This window comes from Pseudomonas fluorescens (assembly GCF_001902145.1).
GTDB classification, from domain to species: domain Bacteria; phylum Pseudomonadota; class Gammaproteobacteria; order Pseudomonadales; family Pseudomonadaceae; genus Aquipseudomonas; species Aquipseudomonas fluorescens_BV.
Genome location: NZ_MRST01000015.1, coordinates 93,572 through 116,684 on the forward strand (window position 1 = coordinate 93,572; position 23,113 = coordinate 116,684).

Consider the following 23,113-nt stretch of genomic DNA (forward strand, 5'->3'; position numbering starts at 1 on the left):
GGTCTTGTCCTTCTTTTAAGCCAGATCAGAAGTTCACGCCGAAGCTGAGGGCGAGGAAGTCGCGGTCGGTCAGGGTGTTGTAGTCACCGCCAAAAAAGTCGGTGTAGCTCAGGCTTGCGGTGTAGGTGCTGCGATAGTCCGCATCCACGCCGACGCTGATGGCCTTGGCGCCTTTGTTGAACAGGCCGTTGGGGCCGTAGCCCGCGACGTCATGGGACCAGGACAGGTTGGGCTTGAGGTTCACACCGGCAATCGCGTTGTTGTAGTCAAGGATCGCCCGTGCCCGGTAGCCCCAGGAGGTGGAGGTGACAAAACCGTCGGTGTCACCTTGAAAACCGTAGGCGCCGTACACCGAGTCTCGGCCGTAGCGCAGTTTGGTTTTTTCTTCCAGGCCGGCGACGTGCACCACCGCCGCTTCGCCCACCAGGGTCAGGCGCTCGGCGCCCAGTACCTGGTCGAAGAACTGGGTCATGGTGCTCTGGATCTGGGTGATTTCCTTGCGGCGATAGCCTTTGTTGTCATCGCCGAAATTGCTGCGGATGGGTGAGGCCAGTTGGCCCGCAATGGGGTTGACCAGAGCCAGGGTCAGGTCAGTGGTGTTGAGTTGCACCGGCGCATTGGGCCGATAGCTGATCTCGCCGGTCCACGCCGTGCCCGTGGGCAAGGTGGTGGAGAAACTGGCGCCGAACAGGCGAATGTCTTCCGGGTAATCCAGGTAGTACTGGCCACGGCCCAGCATGGTGCTTTGCGCCAAACCGGCGCCGGAGCCAGGCGCCAGGGCGTTGGCGGTGTTGATGATGCGCCCGATGGTGGCGAGGTTGGTATTGGCGGTCAGGGTGCCGACGGTTGGCGTACGGCTGTGGTAGTTCATGAAGTACAGGCCGTACTCAGTGTCATCGCCCAGCCAGCGCAGGGCTGCGCCGAATTGGCCGGAGTCGCGCGCATCGCGGTCACCGGCACGCCGCACAATCACACCTTCATTGGTCACGCCAAACCCTTGGCCAAAGGCAGCCGCCACCGGTTGCAGCGGTCGGATCGCCGGGCTGCCGACGGTGTAGTTATCGGTGCAGCCGTCCGCCGCCACGTCACCACCAAAGAAGGTGCCGCAGTTGTCCAGCACCGTCTGGTCCCATTCCAGTTGATAGAACCCCTCTACGGTCAGTTGATTGGTCAGGGTCTGGGAGGCAAACAGCATGTTCACCGGGATCAAGCCTTCCTTGATCTCGGCACCGGGCCTGCGGAACGCCGACACGTCGATCGGGTTGATGCTGTTGATCGAGTTACCGATGAAGGTACTTTCGCCCCAACTGACCACCTGCTTACCGGCGCGCACGGTGCCGGGCAGGTCGCCCAGGGAGTAGTTGTGGTAGACAAAGGCATCGAGGATCTGCGCACCGCTGGACTTGGCGCCTTCCTTGCGGTTGTGGTCGCTGATGGGCTTGAACTCGCGGTCTTCGTCCTTGAGCTCGAAGTCGTACCAATACTTGCCACGCACGAATACGCCGGTGTCGCCGTACTTCAACTCAAGGTCGTGCAGCCCCTTGAATATCTTGGAGAAGGTCTCGCCCTTCTTGAAGTTGAGGCGCCCGTCATCCCCGGTGGACGCCTGGCCCGTCCCACCATTGACCGTGCCGACCAGGCTTTTATCGGCATCGCGCATGCCCCAACTGGCGCCGACCGACAGCGAGGAGTCGAATTGCCCTTCGATCTCGCCGATATTGAACGAAACAGCCTGCGCCTGGGCACAGCAGCCCAGCGCTACCGCAGTGGCCAGCGCCTGTGGCGTGAAGATGGCGCGCATTATTGTTTTTGTCATGCGTCTTCCCCGGTGAGTGACAGAAGGCTCCACCCTACTGCCGCCCTTGAGGAGCGATAAGCGCACCAAGGAGGTATTCGTGTTGTCGCTCGAAAGGATGACGGGGTTATCTGGCCGGGCGTTGGCCTGGTGACATGCATGCGATGGATGAAGGGTTATCAGAAGAATCGATGGCGCCCTGCAATTATTGCCGAACTGGTAATAGTCCTTGTCCCGATTTGCTATTACTCATTTTGTTACAACCGACTATTCTTGCCTGGCTCTCAGGGCAAACGGCCCGCTCCCGCATTGGGGAGAAAAGCTGATTTATAACGGATTGGTCCTGTAATCAGTCTGTTCCCGGTGTTCACTGACGTTGATTTGTCGCTCCTTGATCCAACGTCTTACTTCGGCCGCTGCCTATGCAGCGGCCTTTTTTATGCCCTAAACAAAACGGGGCGTCATCGACGCCCCGTGGGATTCATTGATTTACCGGCAATGATCAGAGGCTGAACTTCTGCAAGTTGGCCATCATTTCCTTCAACGCCTCGATATTGTCCTTGGGGTGCGCAGCCCCTTCGAAATCGCAGATCTGCTGCCAGTGCGCGGCTACATCCTCCGGCGAAAAACCGGCCTCGGGATCAAAACCCACACCCAGGCTGCGCTCCCAACGGGTCTTGCCGATCCAGCCACCACCCACTTCAAACAAGCCGGCAGTTTCTTCACAAGCTTCACTACCCAGGTACACCACCAACGGGCTGACCAGTTCCGGTTTGAGGCGCTCGAACACTTGCGGCGGGATCAGCCCTTCGGTCATGCGTGTGCCACCGGTAGGAGCAATCGCATTGACCAGGATGTTGTTCTTGCGCCCTTCCAGCGCCAGGGTGCGGGTCAAGCCATACAGGCCCAACTTGGCCATGCCGTAGTTGGACTGGCCGAAGTTGCCGTAGATACCGGACGTCGACGCCGTAAAGATCACCCGGCCATAACCCTGCTCGCGCAAGTGCGGCCAGGCGGCGCGGGTGACTTTGTAGGCGCCTTCGACGTGCACCCGGTAAACCAGGTCCCAGTCGTTGTCGTCCATTTTGTGGAAGGTCTTGTCGCGCAGGATGCCGGCGTTGTTGACCACCACGTCGACCCGGCCGAAGACATCCAGGGCGTTCTGTACGATCTTGTCGCCGTCGGTGACGGAGTCATGGTTGGCTTCGGCAATGCCGCCTGCCGCGCGAATCTGCGCCACCACCCGGTCAGCCGCCGAGGCGTTGGCACCCTCGCCTTGGGTTGATCCACCCAGGTCGTTGACCAGCACTCTGGCTCCGTGCCTGGCGAACAGCAGCGCATGGGCCTGGCCCAAGCCACCACCGGCGCCGGTGACGATCACGACCTTATCCTGCAATTGCACTGACTCACTCATACCGAACTCCGCTGGCGACAATGGGAATAGACAGAGTGTCACGCACGCAGCCTTTGGTCACAATAAAGACGGCCAGGGCTGAATGGTGCTTGATAAGGCAGCGGGATGATGCGCAGGCTCAGGAATAGGCCGCGCGCGGTGAGGGCTGGCCAAGGCGATCACGAAATCCCTGGTAGTGTTTGAGCACCTGGACCGGCGCCTCGATCTGCGGGTAGTGGCCGATATTGGCCAGCAGTATCGTGTCGGGCTCCGGCACCAGTTGGCGATAGCGCTCGACCATATGGGCACCGGAAATCGGGTCCACCTCGCCGTCGATCACCCGCAACGGCACCTCACCTCGCTGCATGCCTGCCAGCCAACGCTCACGCAGACGACGGCGCTGGGGAATATAAGCGATCAGCTTGTGCAGGATGCGCGGGCCGTCATTGCAACTGATCAAACTCCAGAAATCATCCAGCACGCTTTCACTGGGCCGCGTCTGGGGGCCGAAAATCTGGTTGAAACTACTGGCCAAGGCATTGCGCCCAAAGGCCCGGCCGATCATCCAGCCCAACGGGCTGAGCAATAGCTTTTGCACCAGCGCCGGCCGATGGGTTTCCGGAAACAGCCCGCCGTTGAGAAATACACAGCTCGCCATCTGGAACCGCCCCTCGTAATGCCGGGCCAATAATTCCTGGGCGACACTGTCGCCGTAGTCATGAGCCAACACATGCACCGGCTGCTCTACCCGCAGGTGCTCAAGCAGCGCCTGTTGCAGATCGGCCTGTTCCAACAGGCAATAGTCGTGGTTCAAGGGTTTGACCGAGTCGCCAAAGCCGAGCATGTCGCAGGCAATCACCAGGTTGCGCTGGGCCAGGGGTTGCCACAGGTAGTGCCAGTCCCAACTGGCCGTGGGGAAACCATGAATCAGCAGCAACGGCTCGCCCTGCCCGGCCACCCAATACCGCACGGTGTGGCCACGAAAGACGAAGTCCTGGCCGCGCTTGCGCCAGGCTCTGAGCGGTATCTCGGCGAGTGGCATCAGCTTTTATACCCGGGGTCCTGTTGGTCCAATTTGCGCAGAAGTGCCGGCCAGGCCAGCGCACCGCCCATACCTTGGGCGCTTTTTGTGACAGCTGCCACCATCGCCTTGGCACCGGCGAGAATCTGCGGCTCGATGGCTATCAACTCGGTGCCGCCGCTTTGGGCCAGTACCTGAATCTCGCAGGCGCGCTGGAAGGTGAACATCATCAGGAAGGTGTCGGCGATAGTGCCGGCGCAGGTCAGCAGGCCGTGGTTGTGCAGCATCAGGAAATTGTTCTGGCCCAGATCCGCTTGCAGCCGGGCCTTTTCCTCGTGATTGAGCGCCACGCCCTCATAGGCGTGATAGCCCAGGTTGGACAGCACGAACAGCGATTGCTGGCTGATGGGCAATACACCCTGCTTTTGCGCACACACCGCCACGCCGGCAGCGGTGTGGGTGTGCAGCACGCAGGTCACGTCGTGGCGCACTTCGTGGATGGCGCTGTGGATGGTGTAGCCCGCAGGGTTGATCTCGTAGGGGCTGTCCATTTGCTTATTGCCGGCCTGGTCAACCTTGACCAGGCTCGACGCGGTGATCTCATGGAACATCAGCCCATAGGGGTTGATCAGGAAATCTTCAGTGCCCGGCACCTTGGCCGAAATATGCGTGAAGATCAGGTCATCCCAGCCGTGCATGGCTACCAGGCGATAACAGGCCGCCAGGTCCACGCGGGTTTGCCATTCGGCGGCGCTGACCTGGGCTTTGACATTCTGTGGCGATGGAGCAGGGGCTAGGCTCATGGCAATGACCTCCTTGGCGCACTTCTTATTGTGTCTAAAAGTGAGAGCCAGTCTAGTCAGACGCCGAGTTGGAAGGAGTTGCCTTCGCAGCCAGCTTGATGACTGAGCGAGTCAGTCATGAGAATAGTACAAATACGTGTCAAACAAGCGCCGTCAATAACGGCGCTCCCTGGGGTTCAACCGCGCAGCGCGGTGATCAAATCGGCCAGCCAAGGCTCGGCGTCAGCCTCCGGAGTGACGCTTTCGCTGGCGTCCAGGCGCAGCATCGGCTGCACTTCGCGGATGCCCAGTTCGGCGAACAACTCGCGCATTTGCTCACCACCGCCACAGAAGGTATCGCCATAGCTGGCATCACCCAGGCCGATGACCGCACCCGGCAGGCCGCGCCAGGCGGCGGGCAGCTGGTCGCGAATGGTTGAGTACAGCGGTTGCAGATTGTCGGGCAGCTCGCCCATGCCGGTGGTCGAGGTCACTGCCAGGAATGCATCGGGAGCAAAGGCCAGCACGTCTGCCAGCGTGGCACGCGCGTTGTGCCAGGCGTTGAAACCTGCGTCCTTTAGGATTTTTTCCGCGTGGCGAGCGACTTCTTCAGCCGTACCGTAGACCGAGCCGGAGAGGATGGCGACATTCATCAATCTGATCCTGTAGTTGAGTGAAAGCGTGGGATATTAGCAGCCTGTACCAATATTTCAGTGCGCACCGTGCAACATTCGAGACTTGCCATAAACTGGCAAGGTCAAAACCAGGCCAGGGACCGCTCTATGATTAACGCCAAACTGCTGCAAATGGTCGTCAATGCGTCCAACGACGGGATCGTCGTTGCCGAGCGCGAAGGCAAAGACAAACCGCTGATCTACGTCAACCCAGCCTTCGAACGACTGACCGGCTATACCCTCGACGAGATCCTGTATCAGGACTGCCGCTTCCTGCAGTCGGGCGACCGCGACCAACCGGCCTTGATCGCCATTCGTGACGCGCTCGACAGCGGCGGCGCCTGCCGGGAGGTCCTGCGCAACTTTCGCAAGGACGGCACGCCTTTCTGGAACGAGCTATCGCTTTCGACCGTGTACAACGAGGTCGACAAGCAAACCTATTTCGTCGGCGTGCAAAAAGACGTCACCACCCAAGTCAAGGCACAGCAGCGCGTCGCCCAACTGGAAGCCCAATTAGCCGAACTCAAAGACGAGCTCGCGGCACTCAAGGCGACGAGTGGAACTAACAAACTGTAAAAAACGCGGTCTTTAGAGCGATAATGGCTTTTTAATGCCTCAGCCTTGAGCTAGATCAATGCAACGCGACACGCTATTGACGCAGGACGAGCTGGATTTTATCCAGGACATGCAGCACAACCCGCAGCTCAACCTGCGGGATGCATGGTCGAGCCTGACGGTTAATGGCGGGGCACAGATTCGCGATTTGCTCACGCGGCTAGCGGCTCACGACCAGGTCACCATCCAGGCGCAGTTCGACAACCAGCAACTCACCTTCCCGTTGCACCTGGTGGAAGATGAGTTTCATGCCGTGCATTTGCGCCTGGGCGTACCGAGTATTTTTGAAGATGGGCCGATGATCCGCCCGTGGCGCCTGGCGCTTGAAACGCCGGTGGCGCTGGAAAACATCAAGGGCTACCCCAGCGCGTTGTGGGTGCACGAAGTGTCATTCAAAGGGGTGCTGGTAGAAGTGCGTGGCCGGGTCAAACCACCGAAGACGTTTTCCCTGTGGTTCAGCCCTTCCGGTTACGAGCGCATCGCCTTGCGCGGCACGCTGGAGCGGGAAACCGCCCGAGGCCTGTTCGCCTATCGCCTGAACCAGAGCGATGCCGACGAGATCGAACGGCTACGCCAGTTCATCCTGCACCAGCACCGCCTGGTCCATCCTCACGTTCACGCCTGAGACTCGGTACCCAGATGGCCGCTGAGCAGTTGCTGCAAGCGGCGCGGCATCCAGCGCCCATCATTGCCCAGGCAACCAATCGACGAACCTGCCAGGCTGTGTTCGGCAAGATCCGACGCCTCTCCAGCCAGCAACAATGGACAATCGAGGGTGAAGGCCAGGCGATTGAGCCGCGACGCCAATTCTGCGCCAGGCGCATGGTTTGAAAACAGCACCAGGGCTTGCGGCCGGGTGCGCTCGCAGAGCAGCGTCAACTCATCCAGTGGCTGGCCAACGCCCAGGACCTTGACCGCCAGTTTCTCGCTCGACATCAACAAGCCCGCCACCAGCAACTCCAGCTCACGGCACTCTCCGGCAATGGCTGACAGCAATACCCTGGGCGCTGGCGAGGCACAGGCCATTTGCAGGCACCGTGCGACGCGCGAGCGCAGGAAATTGTCGAAGAACAGCCACTCGCTGGCTTGGCCAAAGCGGCCTGGGTGACGTAACAACTGCTGCCACAACGGCATCAAGATGTCTTGGAACACCACCGTCGTCGAATAGACGCTGAAGATCTGGCCGTACAACCGGTCGAGCTCACGATCATCAAAAGCACTGATGGCCTGCCGCAGTTGCGCCTGCCATTGGCGCCACTCCAGTTCGGTATCGCTGCGTGACGCGGTAGCTTGCTCGTTGGGCTGTGGGTCGCGCGCCAAAAGCTTGCCGACTTTGCTCACTGCCACGCCCCGCTCGATCCAGTCGAGGATGCGGTGCACGGTTTCGATATCGGTGCTTGAGTAAAGCCTGTGCCCACTTTCGGTGCGTAAAGGCTGGATCAAACCGTAGCGACGCTCCCACGCACGCAACGTCACCGGGTTTACGCCTGTGAGTCTTGCCACTTCACGAATCGGAAACAGCCCCTCGCAGTCAGTGTGGCTGTCGGGTGTCATTTCGCGAAGAGGCGCAGTGGTTTCGGGCATCAGCGGTCAAAAAACCTGTATGAAATTGAAGAGCATTTAACGCCGATTGGACTGCATGATTCAAGATCTACGGCGATCCATCCGAAGTTTCTGGCGTATTTCGACAAAACCGGAATAATCCTTGCCTGTTTTTTTACGTCGCTGCACCACCCCGCAGCTTCGTTCGTGCGCCGCCTACCCGGCTTGGCGCACCTGCTGACTTGGAGATATACGATGTCTACCTCACCCGTCACCTTGATGGTTGCGCGCCGCGTGGCCAAAGGTCGCTACGAAGAACTGATGGCCTGGCTGCGCGAAGGCGAGCAATTGGCGACGGACTTCCCGGGTTACCTGGGCTCCGGCGTGCTGGCCCCGCCACCCCATGATGATGAATTCCAGATCATCTTCCGCTTCGCCGATGAAAAAACCCTGCATGCGTGGGAATTCTCCGCCTCGCGCAGCGCGTGGCTGAGCCGCGGCAGCGAGCTGTTTGCCGACCCGTCGGAGCACCGTGTCAGTGGTATCGATGGCTGGTTTGGCGCAGCGGGTGCCCGCCCGCCACGCTGGAAACAGGCGGTAGCCATCTGGTTGGCATTTTTCCCGGTATCGTTGCTGTTCAACTTCGGCCTGGGCCCGCTGCTCAGCGAGTTGGACCTGTTCAGCCGCGTACTGGTCAGCACCGCAGCCCTGACCCCGCTGATGGTTTACCTCTTTATACCGCTGTCGACCCATCTGCTGGCGAATTGGCTGCACCCCTCGCCCCCTCGCAAGGTCACCGAAGCCGCCGCTTGAGTACAGGGAGGCCGGGGCGCTGGTATAGTTTCAGCCTGCCAGCGACTTGAGCCTCCCATGAATGCAACCAACGCTCCGATCCTGATCACCGGTGCCGGCCAGCGTGTCGGCCTGCATTGCGCCGAGCGCCTGCTGGATGAAGGCCAAGCGGTGATTTTCAGCTACCGCAGCGAACGCCCTGGCGTGCAGGCGCTGCGTGAACGGGGCGCCGTCGGCGTGTTTGCCGACTTCTCCAGCGAAGCCGGAGTGCTGGCTTTCATTGCCGCAGTGAAAACCCATACTCAAAGCCTGCGAGCGATCATCCACAACGCTTCAGCCTGGGTCGCCGAAACCCCGGGCGACGAAAGCCGTGCCTTTATCGACATGTTCAGCGTGCACATGCTTGCGCCGTACCTGATCAACCTGCATTGTTCATCTTTGCTGCAACGCTCGACACCTGCCGATATCGTGCATATCAGCGATGACGTGGTGCGCAAGGGCAGCCGGCAGCACATCGCCTATTGCGCCACCAAGGCCGGGCTCGACAGCCTCACGTTATCGTTTGCCGCGCAGTTCGCGCCGCTGATCAAGGTCAACGGCATCGCACCGGCGATGGTGATGTTCAACGAAGGCGATGACGCAGCCTATCGCGCCAAGGTCCTGGCCAAGTCGGCCCTGGGCATCGAGCCCGGGCCCGAGGTGATCTACCAGAGCGTGCGTTACCTGCTGGACAATCCCTATGTCACCGGTACCACCCTGACCGTCAACGGTGGGCGGCATATCAAGTAAGCCGTTTACGAGGATGTTGTATGACCTTATCCCTGCCCCACCACTACCGCGAGATCCTCAAGGGCCTGGGCGAAGACCCGCAGCGCGAGGGCCTGCTCGACACGCCCAAGCGTGCCGCCAAGGCCATGCAGTACCTGTGTCACGGCTATGAGCAGAACCTGGAAGACATCGTCAACGGCGCACTGTTTGCGTCCGACAATGACGAGATGGTGATCCTCAAGGACATCGAGTTGTACTCGCTGTGCGAGCATCACCTGCTGCCCTTCATCGGCAAGGCCCATGTGGCCTATATTCCGACCGGCAAGGTGCTGGGCCTGTCAAAACTGGCGCGCATTGTCGACATGTTCGCCCGGCGCCTGCAGATTCAGGAAAACCTCACGCGGCAAATCGCCGACGCCATCCAGGACGTGACCCAGGCCGCCGGCGTGGCGGTGGTGATCGAAGCCAGGCACATGTGCATGATGATGCGCGGCGTGGAGAAACAGAATTCAACCATGAACACCTCGGTGATGCTCGGCGCCTTTCGCGAGTCGAACACCACCCGCATGGAGTTCCTGCAACTGATTGGACGGAGCAAGTAGCAATGCCACAACTTCAACCAGGCATGGCGCGTATCCGGGTCAAGGACCTGTGCCTGCGCACCTTTATCGGCATCAACGAGGACGAAATCCTCAACAAGCAGGATGTGCTGATCAACCTGACCATCCTGTATGCCGCCCAGGAAGCCGTGCGTGACAACGATATCGACCACGCCCTGAACTACCGCACCATCACCAAGGCCATCATCGCTCACGTCGAAGGCAATCGCTTTGCCCTGCTGGAGCGCCTGACCCAGGAATTGCTGGACCTGGTGATGAGCAACGAATCGGTGCTGTACGCCGAAGTCGAAGTGGACAAGCCCCACGCGCTGCGCTTTGCCGAGTCGGTTTCTATCACTCTGGCCGCCAGCCGCTGATACTAAGTGAGCCCTATGAACGACCAACAACGCCTCGAACTCGAAGCCGCCGCCTTTCGCCGATTGGTGGCCCATCTGGACAGCCGCAAGGATGTGCAGAATATCGACCTGATGAACCTCGCCGGCTTCTGCCGCAACTGCCTGTCCAAGTGGTACAAGGCCGAGGCCGACGAACGCCGGATCGAACTCAGCCTCGATGACGCCCGTGAAGTGGTGTACGGCATGCCGTACGCCGAGTGGAAAGCCCAATACCAGCAAGAAGCCAACGCCGACCAACAGGCCGCGTTCGCCAAAGGAAAGCCTCATGACTGATTTGAATACCCTGCGCGCCAGCCTCAACAGCGGCGAACACCTTTTTGCCGATACCCTGGCGTTCGTCGCGGCCGGTTACGACTACCAGCCGCAAGCCTTCATCAACGGCGGTGTGGAAAATGCCGCTGGGCAGAATGAAGGGTCGTGCAAGACCCTGGGCTTGGCACTGCTGGAAGGGTTGAGTGACCAGGAAGCATTGCTGGCGTTTGGCGAACATTACCGGTCGGTGGTAGCCACTCCGGACGGCAGCGACCATGGCAATATCCGGGCGTTGATTGCCCAGGGTTTGGCAGGTGTGAAGTTTGCCCAACAACCTTTGATTCGCCGCTGATTCGATGTGAAAACCCGATCAATGTGGGAGCCGGGCTTGCCCGCGATGACGGTGGTGACTATCACACCGCTATCGCAGGCAAGCCAGTTCCCACAGCGATTGGGTTAACACTTCAGATTGCGGTGCGGCTTGAATCGCAGGCATAAAAAACCGGCCTCGCAGCCGGTTTTTTTATTTCAGCGATTTAGAAGGACGCATCCTTCAAACCGTCGAGGTAACGCTCGGCATCCAGGGCCGCCATGCAACCGGCGCCGGCCGAGGTGATGGCCTGGCGGTAGACATGGTCTGCCACGTCGCCGGCAGCGAAGATACCTTCGATGTTGGTCGCAGTCGCATTGCCTTCACGGCCGCCCTGCACCACCAGGTACCCGTCTTTGGCTTCCAGCACGCCTTCGAACAGCGAGGTGTTCGGGGTGTGGCCGATAGCGATGAACACACCGTCGACTTTCAGCTCGTCGAAGCTGCCGTCGTTGTTTTTCAGGCGAGCACCGGTCACACCCATGTTGTCGCCCAGAACTTCATCCAGGGTGGCGTTGAGCTTGAGGATGATCTTGCCTTCAGCGACACGGGCGTGCAGCTTGTCGATCAGGATCTTCTCGGCGCGGAAGGTCTCGCGGCGGTGAACCAGGGTCACGGTGCTGGCGATGTTGGCCAGGTACAGCGCCTCTTCCACGGCAGTGTTGCCACCGCCGACCACGGCAACCGGCTTGTTGCGGTAGAAGAAACCATCGCAGGTGGCGCATGCCGAAACGCCCTTGCCCATGAACGCTTCTTCCGACGGCAGGCCCAGGTAACGTGCACTGGCACCTGTGGCAATGATCAGCGCATCGCAGGTGTACACACCGCTGTCACCGGTCAGGCTGTAAGGCTTTTTCGAGAAGTCGACCTGGTTGATGTGGTCGAAGACGATCTCGGTTTCAAAGCGCTCGGCGTGCTCTTTCATACGTTCCATGAGCACCGGGCCGGTCAAGCCATGGACATCGCCCGGCCAGTTGTCGACCTCGGTAGTGGTGGTCAACTGACCGCCCGCCTGCATGCCGGTGATCAGCAGCGGCTTGAGATTGGCCCGGGCAGCGTAGACAGCGGCGCTGTAACCGGCAGGGCCGGAACCGAGAATAATCACTCGGGAATGACGGGTATCAGACATGACTCACTCCTACCGACCGCCCGGACCACAGGGCGGCGGGAATAAAAAAGGACCGCGAAGCACTTGGGGAAGGCTTTGACTCGCCAGGTCCTGAAAAATAATGGGTGCAGCGTATCGAGGGGGGCAAGATTAAGGAAATACGCAATAACAATCCAGCTCATAGGTGTTCTCTATGCGTGCAATCAAGCTAATCGACACCTTGTAACCCTGGATGTCGCCTACCTGCCCGCGCTTTCACATCAGGTGCAAAGCCGGTAAGGTCGGCGCGTTCGCCATTCTGCTCGGAGTACTCCATGCCCGCCCCTGCTCTTTCCGGCCCGCAATACCTGCGTGAAGGCCTCAAACTGGTGTTGAGCCCTGGCCTGCGCCTGTTTGTGCTGTTGCCGTTGGTGATCAACCTGGTGCTGTTCGTCGGGTTGATCTATTTCGCCGGCCATCAGTTCAGCCTGTGGGTCGACACCTTGATGCCGACGCTGCCCCACTGGCTAGGCTTTTTGAATTACCTGTTGTGGCCGCTGTTTGTCGTGCTGGTGGTGCTGATGGTGTTTTTCACCTTCACCATGCTCGCCAATATTATCGCCGCGCCGTTCAACGGGTTTCTCGCCGAGAAGGTCGAGGTCGTGGTACGTGGCACCGACGACTTCCCGCCGTTCAGTTGGGGTGAGCTGGCTGCCATGGTCCCGCGAACCCTGGCGCGGGAGATGCGCAAGCTGGGTTACTTCCTGCCACGTGCCATCGGCCTGTTCATCCTGTCGTTCATCCCGGTGGTCAACCTGATCGCGGCGCCGTTGTGGCTGCTGTTTGGCGTGTGGATGATGGCGATCCAGTACATCGACTACCCGGCCGATAACCATAAGCTGGGCTGGAACGAGATGCTCGCGTGGCTGCGCCAGAAACGCTGGCAGAGCATGAGTTTTGGCGGCATTGTCTACCTGGTACTGCTGGTGCCGGTGGTCAACCTGTTGATGATGCCAGCGGCGGTGGCCGGGGCGACGTTGTTCTGGGTGCGTGAGCAAGGCGCCGAGGCGATGGCGCAGCAAGCGGTGGCCAAGTCATAAATCCATCATCGCATTGACACAATGGCGACATGGCCCACGCCGACACTGTGGGTCATGACGACAGCCTCGCTTCACATCACCCTCATTACCGAAACCTTCCCGCCGGAAATCAACGGGGTGGCCAATACCCTTGGCCGTCTGTGCGAGGGTTTGCGCTCACGCGGCCATCAGGTCGAGCTGGTACGCCCACGCCAGAGTGCCGACCAAAGCCGCCCCAGCGACGATGAACTGCTGCTGTGCCGCGGCTGGCCACTGCCCGGCTATCCAGGGCTGCAATGGGGCCAATCGTCAATGCGCAAGTTGCTGCGCCGCTGGACGCGCCAGCGCCCGGATGTGCTGTATATCGCCACGGAAGGGCCGCTGGGGCTCTCAGCGCTGCGCGCTGCGCGGCGCCTGGGGATCGGCGTAGTCAGCGGCTTTCATACCAACTTTCAGCAGTATTCGAACCAATATGGCTTGAGCCTGTTGAGCCGCGTGGTCACCCATTACCTGCGCTGGTTTCATAACCGCTCGAGCCTGACCCTGGTACCGAGCGCCAGCCAGCGCCTGGAGTTGGAACGCCGGAATTTCGAGCGTCTGGATATGTTATCTCGGGGTGTCGACAGCCAATTGTTCCACCCGGCCAAACGCGATAACGCCATGCGTGAAAATTGGGGATTGGAGAACCACGATATTGCCGTGCTGCATGTGGGGCGCCTGGCCCAAGAGAAGAACCTGAGGCTGCTCAAGCTCTGCTTTGATGCATTGCAGGCTGCCTATCCAATGCGGCGGATGAAGCTGATTGTGGTCGGTGATGGCCCCCAGCGCTCGTCGCTGGAACACGATCTGCCCGAGGCAGTGTTCTGCGGAACTCAGCGCGGCGAAGAGCTGGCAAGGCATTACGCCTCAGGGGATTTGTTCCTGTTCCCCAGCCTGACCGAAACCTTCGGCAATGTGGTGCTCGAAGCGATGGCGTCTGGCCTGGGAGTGGTGGCTTACGACCAGGCGGCCGCGAGCCAGCATCTGCGCCATGGCTATAGCGGCGCACTGGCAATGCCTGGGGATGAAGACGCGTTTTGCGACGCGGCCATCTGGCTGTTGGAGGAGCGCGAAACGTTGCGCAGAGTGCGCTTGAATGCCCGACAACATGCCAGCCGTCAGGGCTGGCCGGCGATTATCGAGCAATTCGAGCGCCAGTTGCGTGGGGTATGCGAGGACGGTCAACCGGTGCCGGCCCTCTCACCGCTCACACCAGAGTCATCAACGCCTCACGACTGAAGGGCAAGATGTCACCCTCGCGCCCTTCGCGCACCTTCACCGCCCAATCCGGGTCCACCAGCAAGGCACGGCCCACTGCCACGAGGTCGAACTCATCGTTGTTCAGGCGCTCCAGCAGTTTCTCCAGGCTGGCAGGCTGGGCAACTTTGTCGGTGTTGACCATGAACTGCAGGAACTCGCCATCCAGGCCCACGCTGCCTACCGTGATGGTTGGCTTACCTGTGAGCTGACGCGTCCAACCGGCCAGGTTAAGGTCGGAGCCTTCAAATTCCGGCTCCCAGAAACGACGGGTGGAGCAGTGGAAAATATCCACGCCAGCGTCAGACAGTGGCTTGAGAAACTCACCCAACGCCTTAGGGGTTTGCGCCAGGCGCGCGGTGTAGTCCTGCTGCTTCCACTGGGAGAAACGCAAGATGATCGGAAAGCCCGGGCCGACAGCGGCGCGGGTGGCCTGGATCAGTTCAATGGCGAAGCGCGAACGGTTGGCCAGGCTGCCGCCGTATTCGTCGGTGCGCTGGTTGCTGCCTTCCCAGAAGAACTGGTCCACGAGGTAGCCGTGGGCACCGTGGATTTCCACGCCGTCCATGCCGATGGCCTGGGCATCCTTGGCGGCTTGGGCGAAGGCGTTGATCACGTCCTTGATGTCCTGTTTGGTCATGCCGTGCACAACGACATTGCCGTCCTTGAGCTTTTCCATCGGGCCATAAGCCGGCACGCTGGCGTCAGGTTCGGTGCCGATACGGCGCACACTGCCCACATGCCAAAGCTGCGGGACAATCTTGCCGCCTTCGGCGTGGACTGCATCGACCACTTTCTTCCAGCCAGCCAAGGCGGCTTCACCGTAGAAATGCGGCACGTTGGGGTAGCCATTGGAGGCTGGGTGCCCGACCACCGTGCCTTCAGTAATGATCAAGCCCACACCGGCAGCGGCACGGCGGCGGTAGTACTCAATGACTTTGGAATTGGGTACGCCGCCTGGGGAGAACGAGCGGGTCATGGGCGCCATGACCACGCGGGTCGACAGTTGCAATGCACCGAGCTGGAAGGGTTTGAACAAGGCTTGGACGGGCATGGAGCGCTCCACGGCTAAGGAATTTATGACGTGGATAATATGGAGACTACAGCGCCACTCCTAGCACTATTGATCTAAATGATTAAGGTATTAGAAGTACCCGAATACCTGTAGGAGCGAGCTTGCTCGCGAAGCACCTGAGGACGTCGCGTATTTAAGGAAGCACGCGTTATCGTTGGCGTTTTTCGCGAGCAAGCTCGCTCCTACAGGGGGCGGAGTCAGCTCAGGGCTTTTTCGATGGCCTGGATGATGGAGGGATCGTCTGGGGGCGTACGGGGTGAGAAGCGCACAAGTACACGGCCATCTTTACCTAACAGGAATTTCTCGAAGTTCCAAGTGATATCCCCGGGGAATTCAGCGCCCTCGCCCGCCAGCAAACGGTACAACTGGTGCCGATCAGGCCCGTTGACCTCGATCTTGCTGCCCAGTGGAAAGGTCACGCCGTAGTTCAGGCTGCAGAACTGCTGAATCTGCTCCTCGGTGCCCGGCTCCTGGCCTGCAAACTGGTTGCATGGCAAGCCGAGCACTGTGAACCCTTGGTCCTTGTACTGCTGATAGAGGTTTTCCAACGCCGCGTATTGCGGGGTCAAACCACACTTGGACGCCACATTGACCACCAGCACAACTTGGCCCTTGAAAGGCGCCAGCGGTAGCTCTTGTCCGTCCAGGGCTTTGAGTTTCAGATCGTGGAAAGCACTCATGACGAACTCCAGATATCCCATGTTCTTTGCATTGCAGCCCTTCGGAGCTTACAACCGGCAAAGCTGCAATCATAGACGCCGGTGACAAAACTCGCCTGCAGGTTACTGAGCGGTCGGCCAGGGCAGAATCGGAATTGCCGTTACCGCATTCTGCGGGCTGCCTTCGATCAGACGGTCGCTGTACACCAGATACACCAGGGTATTGCGCTTCTTGTCGAGGAAACGCACCACCTGCATGGTCTTGAACACCAGGGACGTGCGTTCCTTGAACACCTCGTCGCCGTCCTTGAGCTCACCCTTGAAGTGGATCGGGCCCACCTGGCGGCAAGCGATCGAGGCTTCGGCACGATCTTCAGCCAGGCCCAGGCCGCCCTTTACGCCGCCGGTCTTGGCACGCGACAGGTAGCAGGTCACGCCATCGACCTTGGGGTCGTCAAACGCTTCAACCACAATCCGGTCGTTGGGGCCCACGAACTTGAACACCGTCGACACTTGGCCGACTTCTTCGGCCGAAGCCAGCAGTGGCATGGCCAGCAGCAGGCCGAGCAATCCCTTTATCACGCGCATCGTGTATTTCCTATGGTTAAACCAGGATCAGGTTGTCGCGGTGCACCAGTTCCGGTTCCGCCATATAACCCAAGAGTCCGACAATGGCGTCGGAAGATTGTCCAATAATCTTCTGTGCTTCCAGGGCGCTGTAATTGGCCAGGCCGCGCGCGATCTCGCGACCGTCTGGCGCAACGCACACCACCATCTCGCCACGGCGGAAGCTGCCTTGCACCAACTTCACACCCACCGGCAGCAGGCTCTTGTTGCCCTGGGACAAGGCCGATACGGCCCCCGCATCCAGCACCAGCGTGCCACGGGTTTGCAGGTGACCGGCCAGCCATTGCTTGCGCGCCGCCAGCATGCCGCGCTCCGGCGACAGCAGCGTACCGATGCGCTCACCGGCCTTGAGGCGATCGAGCACGCGCTCCAGGCGCCCGCCAACGATGATGGTGTGGGCGCCCGAACGCGCCGCCAGGCGCGCGGCGCGCAACTTGGTCTGCATGCCACCGCGGCCCAGGGCACCGCCGACACTGCCGGCGACCGCATCCAGCGCCGGGTCGTCGGCGCGGGCTTCATAGATAAGCTGGGCATCGGGGTTGTTGCGCGGGTCGGCGTCGAACATGCCATCGCGGTCGGTGAGGATCACCAACAAGTCGGCCTCTACCAGGTTGGCCACCAGGGCGGCCAGGGTGTCGTTGTCACCGAAGCGGATTTCGTCAGTGACCACAGTGTCGTTCTCGTTGATGACCGGGATGACCTTGAGCTCCACCAGCGCGCGCAAGGTGCTGCGGGCGTTGAGGTAGCGCTTGCGGTCGGACAGGTCGTCGTGGGTCAGCAACACCTGCGCCGTATGGCGGCCGTGCTCTGCAAAGCTGGATTCCCAGGCTTGTACCAGGCCCATCTGGCCGATGGCGGCAGCGGCTTGCAGTTCGTGCATCGCGCTGGGTCGCGCGGTCCAGCCGAGGCGGCTCATCCCGGCGGCAACCGCTCCGGACGACACCAGCACCAACTCAACGCCTGCTTCATGCAAGGCCACCATCTGCTCGACCCAGACGCTCATGGCTGCGCGATCCAGACCTTTGCCATCCGCCGTCAACAGCGCACTGCCGATTTTCACGACCCAGCGCTGCGCACCTGTCACTTTGCTCCGCATCATCTTCAACCTTAGAGTGAGGGCCGCGCGACCCAGCGCTGCCCATAACGTTATACCCGGATACCAAAACGCCGCTCCAGAGAGCGGCGTTCAAGTTTATCGCAACGGATCAGTCACGCACGTAAATGATTTCCGGACCGTCTTCATCATCCACGTCTTCTTCGTCCCAATCATCGTCGCCGATGTCGTGGACCGACTTCACGCCGCTGCGGCGCAGGGCGCGCTGGTCGTCCAGAGCCTGCAACTGGGCACGGGCCTCGTCTTCGATCTGCTGGTCGAGTTCGGCGAGTTCGGCCTTGTACACCGGGTCGGCCGCCAGGCGGTCGGCACGGTCTTCCAGGTAACGCATGATGTCGCGGGTCAGGCGCTCGGTGCCTTCTTTGGCGATGGCCGAGATGACGTAGACCGGACCTTCCCACTCCAGGCGATCAACGATCTCCTTGACGCGCTCTTCGTGCTCTTCTTCAAGGATCTGGTCGCACTTGTTCAGTACCAACCAGCGATCGCGCTCGGCCAGGGCCGGGCTGAACTTGGTCAGTTCGCTGACGATGACTTCGGCAGCATCAGCGGCACTGGTGTCATCCAGCGGCGCCATGTCGACGAGGTGCAGCAGCAAACGGGTACGGGACAAGTGCTTGAGGAAGCGGATACCCAGGCCCGCGCCGTCGGAAGCGCCTTCGATCAAGCCAGGAATGTCGGCAACCACGAAGCTTTTCCAGCGGTCTACGCTGACCACACCCAGGTTCGGCACCAAGGTAGTGAACGGGTAGTCGGCGACTTTCGGCTTGGCGGCCGACACCGAGCGAATGAAGGTACTTTTACCCGCATTCGGCAAGCCCAGCAGGCCCACATCCGCCAGTACTTTCATTTCCAGCTTCAGGTCGCGCTGCTCGCCCGGCTTGCCCGGCGTGGTCTGGCGCGGTGCACGGTTGGTACTGGACTTGAATCGGGTGTTACCCAGACCGTGCCAGCCGCCCTGCACAACCATCAGCTTCTGGCCGGCCTTGGTCAGGTCGCCAATCACTTCCTGGGTCGCGGAGTCGATGATCGTGGTGCCGACGGGTACGCGCAGTACCAGGTCTTCACCTTTTTTACCGGTGCAGTCGGTGCTGCCGCCGTTGGAGCCACGCTCGGCATCGAAATGCCGGGTGTAACGGTAGTCGACCAGGGTGTTGAGGTTCTCGTCGGCCATCATGTAGATGGAACCGCCGTCACCGCCGTCACCGCCGTTTGGACCACCGTTTTCGATGAATTTTTCGCGACGGAAACTCATGCAACCGTTACCGCCGTCGCCTGCTTTTACTCGGATGGAAACTTCATCAACGAACTTCATAACAAAACGCCTCTCGCCGCATGGACGAGCCTAAGAAACCAAGACATAAGACTCTTGCAAAAATGAGCGCAGCGACCTCAATCAGCGACCGCAAACCAGCGCCTGAGCTCATCACAGACAGCTTTGCAAGAGACTCACTCCACAAACGAAAAAGCCCCGTCGCAAGACAGGGCTTTTCCAGCGATCTCGCAATTAAGCTGCGACAACGCTCACGTAACGGCGGTTGAACGCGCCCTTTACTTCGAACTTGATCACGCCTTCGATTTTAGCGAAGAGGGTGTGATCCTTACCCATGCCAACACCGTAACCGGCGTGGAATTGGGTGCCGCGCTGACGCACGATGATGTTGCCCGGAATGATTTTCTGGCCGCCATACATCTTAACGCCAAGGCGTTTGGCTTCTGAGTCGCGACCGTTACGGGTACTACCACCAGCTTTTTTGTGTGCCATGAGTCAATTCTCCTAGTGAGGAATTAGGCTGAAATTAAGCCTGAATACCGGTGATTTTGATCTCGGTGTACCACTGGCGGTGGCCCATACGCTTCATGTGGTGCTTACGACGACGGAACTTGATGATGCGGACTTTATCGTGACGACCTTGGGAGATCACTTCAGCCACAACGGTAGCGCCAGCAACAACTGGAGCGCCGATGTTCACGTCATCGCCATTGGCGACCAACAGAACGCGATCAAAAGTAACGGATTCGCCAGTAGCGATTTCCAGTTTCTCGATCTTCAGGTATTCACCTGGGGCGACCTTGTATTGCTTGCCACCAGTAACAATTACTGCGTACGACATGGTATTTCTCCGATAATCCTGCTCACCCAGCGCTTTATAAGAAGAGGTATTGGCTGGCATGGCTGCATGGGATGGACGTCCCGAATGCAATTGCGTAAGGCAGGTGCTGCCCAGGAAGTTCAGGGTGCGCGATTGTACGCAAGGTAAAGGGGCGTTGCAAGGGGGCGTCTATCGCGCCTTGACACTGCGGGGTGAGGGTCCTAGCATGCCGCGCAACCCTTCTGGAGCGACTGTCGCTGATGCAACCCCAAGCTTTCTACCGCGCGGTCGCGGACGATTTTAGCGCCGTCGACGGCATCATCAAGCAGCAGCTGACGTCTAAAGTGCCGCTGGTCTCCAAAATTGGCGACTACATTACGTCGGCGGGCGGCAAACGCCTGCGTCCTTTATTAGTGTTGCTGTGCGGCAAGGCCCTGGGCCGTGAAGGCGATGACCTGCGCCTGCTGGCCGCCACGATCGAATTCCTGCACACAGCCACCCTGCTGCATGACGACGTGGTCGACATGTCCGGCATGCGCCGTGGTCGCGAGACCGCAAACGCGATGTGGGGCAATGCGCCCAGCGTGTTGGTGGGCGACTTCCTGTATTCGCGCTCGTTCGAAATGATGGTCGAGCTGGGCTCGATGCCCGTGATGAAGATTCTTTCACAGGCCACACGCATCATCGCCGAAGGCGAAGTGTTGCAGCTGTCCAAAGTCCGCGACGCCAGCACCACTGAAGAAACCTATATGGAAGTGATTCGCGGCAAAACCGCGATGCTCTTCGAAGCCTCCACCCACAGTGCCGCCGCGCTGTGTGGCGCCACCGCCGAACAGGCCGAGGCCCTGCGCACGTTCGGTGATCACCTGGGCGTGGCGTTCCAACTGGTGGATGACCTGCTCGACTACAAAGGCGACGCCGAAACCCTGGGCAAGAACGTCGGTGACGACCTGGCCGAGGGCAAGCCGACCTTGCCGCTGATCTACACCATGCGCGAAGGCACGCCGGAACAGGCTGCCCTGGTGCGCAAGGCGATCCAGAAAGGCGGGATCGAAGACCTGGAAGCCATCCGTGCCGCCGTAGAAGCCTCGGGTTCCCTGGAGTACACCGCGCAACTGGCGCGTGACTACGTGGCGCGGGCGATCACATGCCTGCAAGCGCTGCCGGCCAGTGAATACCGGGATGCCCTGGTTGAGCTGAGTGAGTTTGCGGTCGCCCGTACTCACTGATTGCGCAATGTGGCAAGTGGGCTTGTGTGGGAGCGGGCTTGCTCGCGAAGACGGCGGGCCAGTTAATACAGCTATTGACTGATCTACCGCCTTCGCGAGCAAGCCCGCTCCCACATTTGGAATTCATTGCCCATTCAAGATCCCGCCCCTGCTACAAAACCCTATATAATGTGCGACTTTTAGCCATCCCTGACTTTCTAGGAGCTTTAGTGAGCACGTTGCCACCCTGCCCAAAATGCAATTCCGAATACACCTACGAAGACGGCGCCCAACTGGTCTGCCCGGAATGCGCCCATGAGTGGTCCGCCAATGGCGAGGCCGAAGTGGCCGGCGATGAGACCGTGAAGAAAGACTCTGTGGGCAACGTCCTGCAGGATGGCGACACCATCACCGTGATCAAGGACCTCAAGGTCAAGGGCACTTCCCTGGTGGTCAAGGTGGGCACCAAGGTCAAGAACATCCGCCTGTGCGACGGCGACCACGATATCGACTGCAAGATCGACGGTATCGGCCCGATGAAACTCAAATCCGAGTTCGTGCGCAAAGTCTGATCCTGCTGCATTCCATCCCGCGCCCGCCGCGGGATGGCGTTTCGCCCTCTGCGTTGATCGAACGCAATACCCACACAGAAAAACCCAGAAACTGCCAATAGACGCTTGCTATTCTACGAATAAGAATTATTCTCATTGAAACCCATCAAGGAGAACGACCATGACTTATTTGATAGATGCCTGGCTGGATCGCCCCCACCCTTACCTGCGAATCCTGCATCGGGAAACCGGTGAAGTCTGTGCGGTGCTTGAGGAAGAAGCGCTGAACGAGCTGCAGGACCAGGGCGATCTGGACGTGAATGGCCTGAGTTCCAGTGAGCCTGGGGTGCTGAAGGAAGTGGTGAGGAACCTGTTTCTGTTCTGCTATGCACGAGCGTTGCGCCCGGCGACCGACTTGAATGGCAAGTTCCATCCATGAAGAAACTGGCAATACCTGTTGGGGCGAACGCGTTCGTCCCAACAGGTAACCAGCAGGTTTTACAGAACGTCGAGCAGCTCGACGTCGAATACCAGAACGCTGTGCGGCGGGATGCTGCCAACGCCTTGAGCGCCGTAAGCCAGTTCGCTCGGCACGTACAGGCGCCACTTGCTGCCGGCACTCATCAGTTGCAGGGCTTCGGTCCAGCCGGCGATCACGCCACCCACCGGGAATTCTGCAGGCTGGCCGCGCTCGTAGGAGCTGTCGAACACAGTGCCGTCGATCAGGGTGCCGTGGTAGTGAGTACGCACTTGGTCTTCACGGGTAGGCTTGGCGCCGGTACCGGCCGTCAGCACTTCAAATTGCAGGCCGGAAGCCAGGGTGGTGATGCCATCACGCTTGGCGTTTTCCGCCAGGAAAGCCAGGCCAGCGCCCGCTGCAGCTTCAGCCTTGGCAGCGGCTTCGGCTTGCATGATTTCGCGGATCACTTTGAAGCTGGCCGCCATTTGCTCTTGGTCCACACGGCTTGGCGAGCCTGCGAACGCGTCGGTCAGGCCGGCCAGGATCGCGTCCAGGCTGACGCCCGGTGGCGGGTTGTCGCGCAGTTGGTCGCCCAACTGACGGCCGATACCGTAGCTGACGCGGGTTTCGTCGGTGGACAGATTAACTTCGGACATGAAGAGGCTCCGCTGTAGGACGCCACGGTTTCCCGCGCCGCCCAGAACTAAAAGGGCCCGCAGACTAGCACACATGAGCGGGCCGTGATCAGCCCCACCCCGGCATCGCCGTTGCGCGCCAGCGACCCTTCGTCGACGAACAATAAAAGTATTTCAGAATCATCCTTTCCCGCCGATACAGCCCTACAC

Annotated in this window: 28 protein-coding genes; 13 read left to right on the forward strand and 15 right to left on the reverse strand. The window is 60.0% G+C overall.

Translation table 11 applies throughout. From position 1 onward, the window contains the following. Positions 1–25: 25 nt before the first annotated feature. From BUE92_RS03010 to BUE92_RS03030, 5 genes are all read right to left on the reverse strand, one after another. Positions 26–1,816: a DUF1302 domain-containing protein gene (locus tag BUE92_RS03010; protein ID WP_073521864.1), complete on the reverse strand. Its 1,791-nt coding sequence runs from the start codon at positions 1,814–1,816 to the stop codon at positions 26–28. 481 nt (positions 1,817–2,297) lie between these two features. Beyond that, positions 2,298–3,209 carry an SDR family oxidoreductase gene (locus BUE92_RS03015; RefSeq protein ID WP_073521865.1) on the reverse strand — a complete coding sequence of 304 codons (912 nt, stop codon included), beginning with the start codon at positions 3,207–3,209 and terminating at the stop codon, positions 2,298–2,300. Between the two features lie 118 nt (positions 3,210–3,327). Beyond that, the gene (locus BUE92_RS03020; RefSeq protein ID WP_073521866.1) at positions 3,328–4,230 is read right to left on the reverse strand and encodes an alpha/beta fold hydrolase; all 903 of its coding nucleotides are present in this window, start codon (positions 4,228–4,230) and stop codon (positions 3,328–3,330) included. Continuing rightward, positions 4,230–5,012: a class II aldolase/adducin family protein gene (locus BUE92_RS03025; protein ID WP_073521867.1), complete on the reverse strand. Its 783-nt coding sequence runs from the start codon at positions 5,010–5,012 to the stop codon at positions 4,230–4,232. Before BUE92_RS03025 ends, BUE92_RS03020 begins: the two co-directional genes overlap by 1 nt. A 176-nt stretch (positions 5,013–5,188) precedes the next feature. Beyond that, entirely contained in the window at positions 5,189–5,644 is a 456-nt protein-coding gene (locus tag BUE92_RS03030; protein WP_073521868.1) for a flavodoxin, read from the reverse strand. Positions 5,645–5,773: 129 nt separating this feature from the next. Here BUE92_RS03030 and BUE92_RS03035 point away from each other — a divergent pair, with 129 nt between their 5' ends. Together BUE92_RS03035 and BUE92_RS03040 are read left to right on the forward strand one after the other, a co-directional pair. Then, entirely contained in the window at positions 5,774–6,241 is a 468-nt protein-coding gene (locus tag BUE92_RS03035; protein WP_073521869.1) for a PAS domain-containing protein, read from the forward strand. A gap of 58 nt (positions 6,242–6,299) precedes the next feature. Continuing rightward, entirely contained in the window at positions 6,300–6,905 is a 606-nt protein-coding gene (locus BUE92_RS03040) for a hypothetical protein (protein WP_073521870.1), read from the forward strand. Here BUE92_RS03040 and BUE92_RS03045 read toward each other — a convergent pair. Further along, a complete protein-coding gene (locus BUE92_RS03045) occupies positions 6,896–7,864 on the reverse strand; it encodes a MerR family transcriptional regulator (RefSeq protein WP_073521871.1) in 969 nt (322 codons plus the stop codon). The genes BUE92_RS03040 and BUE92_RS03045 overlap by 10 nt on opposite strands. A 213-nt stretch (positions 7,865–8,077) precedes the next feature. Here BUE92_RS03045 and BUE92_RS03050 point away from each other — a divergent pair, with 213 nt between their 5' ends. The 6 genes from BUE92_RS03050 to BUE92_RS03075 are packed head-to-tail and all read left to right on the forward strand — an operon-like array spanning position 8,078 to position 11,001. Continuing rightward, positions 8,078–8,635: an antibiotic biosynthesis monooxygenase gene (locus BUE92_RS03050; protein WP_073521872.1), complete on the forward strand. Its 558-nt coding sequence runs from the start codon at positions 8,078–8,080 to the stop codon at positions 8,633–8,635. Positions 8,636–8,692: 57 nt separating this feature from the next. After that, entirely contained in the window at positions 8,693–9,403 is a 711-nt protein-coding gene (gene folM, locus BUE92_RS03055; RefSeq protein ID WP_073521873.1) for a dihydromonapterin reductase, read from the forward strand. A 20-nt stretch (positions 9,404–9,423) separates the two neighbouring features. Then, positions 9,424–9,984 carry a GTP cyclohydrolase I FolE gene (folE, locus tag BUE92_RS03060; RefSeq protein WP_073521874.1) on the forward strand — a complete coding sequence of 187 codons (561 nt, stop codon included), beginning with the start codon at positions 9,424–9,426 and terminating at the stop codon, positions 9,982–9,984. A 2-nt stretch (positions 9,985–9,986) separates the two neighbouring features. Further along, positions 9,987–10,358, forward strand: coding sequence for a dihydroneopterin triphosphate 2'-epimerase (gene folX, locus BUE92_RS03065; protein ID WP_003194073.1), 372 nt, complete (start codon positions 9,987–9,989; stop codon positions 10,356–10,358). 15 nt (positions 10,359–10,373) lie between these two features. Then, positions 10,374–10,670, forward strand: a complete 297-nt coding sequence (locus BUE92_RS03070) for a DUF1244 domain-containing protein (RefSeq protein ID WP_073521875.1) — start codon at positions 10,374–10,376, stop codon at positions 10,668–10,670. After that, a complete protein-coding gene (locus BUE92_RS03075; RefSeq protein ID WP_073521876.1) occupies positions 10,663–11,001 on the forward strand; it encodes a HopJ type III effector protein in 339 nt (112 codons plus the stop codon). Before BUE92_RS03070 ends, BUE92_RS03075 begins: the two co-directional genes overlap by 8 nt. A gap of 184 nt (positions 11,002–11,185) precedes the next feature. Here the strand turns inward: BUE92_RS03075 and trxB are convergent, their stop codons facing one another. Then, the gene (gene trxB / locus BUE92_RS03080) at positions 11,186–12,148 is read right to left on the reverse strand and encodes a thioredoxin-disulfide reductase (protein ID WP_010206474.1); all 963 of its coding nucleotides are present in this window, start codon (positions 12,146–12,148) and stop codon (positions 11,186–11,188) included. A 293-nt stretch (positions 12,149–12,441) separates the two neighbouring features. On the opposite strand from trxB, the gene cysZ reads away from it, so the two are divergent. Both cysZ and BUE92_RS03095 read left to right on the forward strand, forming a co-directional pair. Next, positions 12,442–13,206: a sulfate transporter CysZ gene (cysZ, locus tag BUE92_RS03090; RefSeq protein ID WP_073521877.1), complete on the forward strand. Its 765-nt coding sequence runs from the start codon at positions 12,442–12,444 to the stop codon at positions 13,204–13,206. A gap of 54 nt (positions 13,207–13,260) precedes the next feature. Next, positions 13,261–14,463, forward strand: a complete 1,203-nt coding sequence (locus tag BUE92_RS03095; RefSeq protein ID WP_073521878.1) for a glycosyltransferase family 4 protein — start codon at positions 13,261–13,263, stop codon at positions 14,461–14,463. Here the strand turns inward: BUE92_RS03095 and BUE92_RS03100 are convergent. The 7 genes from BUE92_RS03100 to rplU form a co-directional block, all read right to left on the reverse strand. Next, positions 14,432–15,535 (reverse strand): NADH:flavin oxidoreductase, encoded by a 1,104-nt coding sequence (locus tag BUE92_RS03100; RefSeq protein ID WP_073521879.1) that lies wholly within the window; start codon positions 15,533–15,535, stop codon positions 14,432–14,434. The two genes, BUE92_RS03095 and BUE92_RS03100, sit on opposite strands and share 32 nt — an antisense overlap. Before the next feature lie 218 nt (positions 15,536–15,753). Next, a complete protein-coding gene (locus tag BUE92_RS03105) occupies positions 15,754–16,236 on the reverse strand; it encodes a glutathione peroxidase (RefSeq protein ID WP_073521880.1) in 483 nt (160 codons plus the stop codon). Between the two features lie 102 nt (positions 16,237–16,338). Then, the gene (locus BUE92_RS03110) at positions 16,339–16,803 is read right to left on the reverse strand and encodes a CreA family protein (RefSeq protein WP_014719889.1); all 465 of its coding nucleotides are present in this window, start codon (positions 16,801–16,803) and stop codon (positions 16,339–16,341) included. Between the two features lie 16 nt (positions 16,804–16,819). Then, a complete protein-coding gene (gene proB / locus BUE92_RS03115; RefSeq protein WP_019817476.1) occupies positions 16,820–17,938 on the reverse strand; it encodes a glutamate 5-kinase in 1,119 nt (372 codons plus the stop codon). A gap of 109 nt (positions 17,939–18,047) precedes the next feature. After that, the gene (gene cgtA, locus BUE92_RS03120) at positions 18,048–19,271 is read right to left on the reverse strand and encodes an Obg family GTPase CgtA (RefSeq protein WP_003194084.1); all 1,224 of its coding nucleotides are present in this window, start codon (positions 19,269–19,271) and stop codon (positions 18,048–18,050) included. A 192-nt stretch (positions 19,272–19,463) separates the two neighbouring features. Beyond that, the gene (rpmA, locus tag BUE92_RS03125) at positions 19,464–19,721 is read right to left on the reverse strand and encodes a 50S ribosomal protein L27 (protein ID WP_003176049.1); all 258 of its coding nucleotides are present in this window, start codon (positions 19,719–19,721) and stop codon (positions 19,464–19,466) included. A gap of 34 nt (positions 19,722–19,755) precedes the next feature. Beyond that, positions 19,756–20,070 (reverse strand): 50S ribosomal protein L21, encoded by a 315-nt coding sequence (rplU, locus tag BUE92_RS03130; RefSeq protein ID WP_003176051.1) that lies wholly within the window; start codon positions 20,068–20,070, stop codon positions 19,756–19,758. Between the two features lie 239 nt (positions 20,071–20,309). Here rplU and BUE92_RS03135 point away from each other — a divergent pair, with 239 nt between their 5' ends. The 3 genes from BUE92_RS03135 (at position 20,310) to BUE92_RS03145 (ending at position 22,247) form a co-directional block, all read left to right on the forward strand. Continuing rightward, a complete protein-coding gene (locus BUE92_RS03135) occupies positions 20,310–21,278 on the forward strand; it encodes a polyprenyl synthetase family protein (RefSeq protein WP_073521881.1) in 969 nt (322 codons plus the stop codon). Between the two features lie 209 nt (positions 21,279–21,487). Beyond that, a complete protein-coding gene (locus tag BUE92_RS03140; protein ID WP_073521882.1) occupies positions 21,488–21,829 on the forward strand; it encodes a zinc ribbon domain-containing protein YjdM in 342 nt (113 codons plus the stop codon). 160 nt (positions 21,830–21,989) lie between these two features. After that, positions 21,990–22,247 (forward strand): PA4570 family protein, encoded by a 258-nt coding sequence (locus tag BUE92_RS03145; protein WP_005791321.1) that lies wholly within the window; start codon positions 21,990–21,992, stop codon positions 22,245–22,247. Between the two features lie 59 nt (positions 22,248–22,306). Here BUE92_RS03145 and BUE92_RS03150 read toward each other — a convergent pair whose 3' ends face one another. After that, complete coding sequence (locus tag BUE92_RS03150) at positions 22,307–22,924, reverse strand: FKBP-type peptidyl-prolyl cis-trans isomerase (RefSeq protein ID WP_073521883.1); 618 nt, start codon at positions 22,922–22,924, stop codon at positions 22,307–22,309. Between the last annotated feature and the right edge of the window lie 189 nt (positions 22,925–23,113).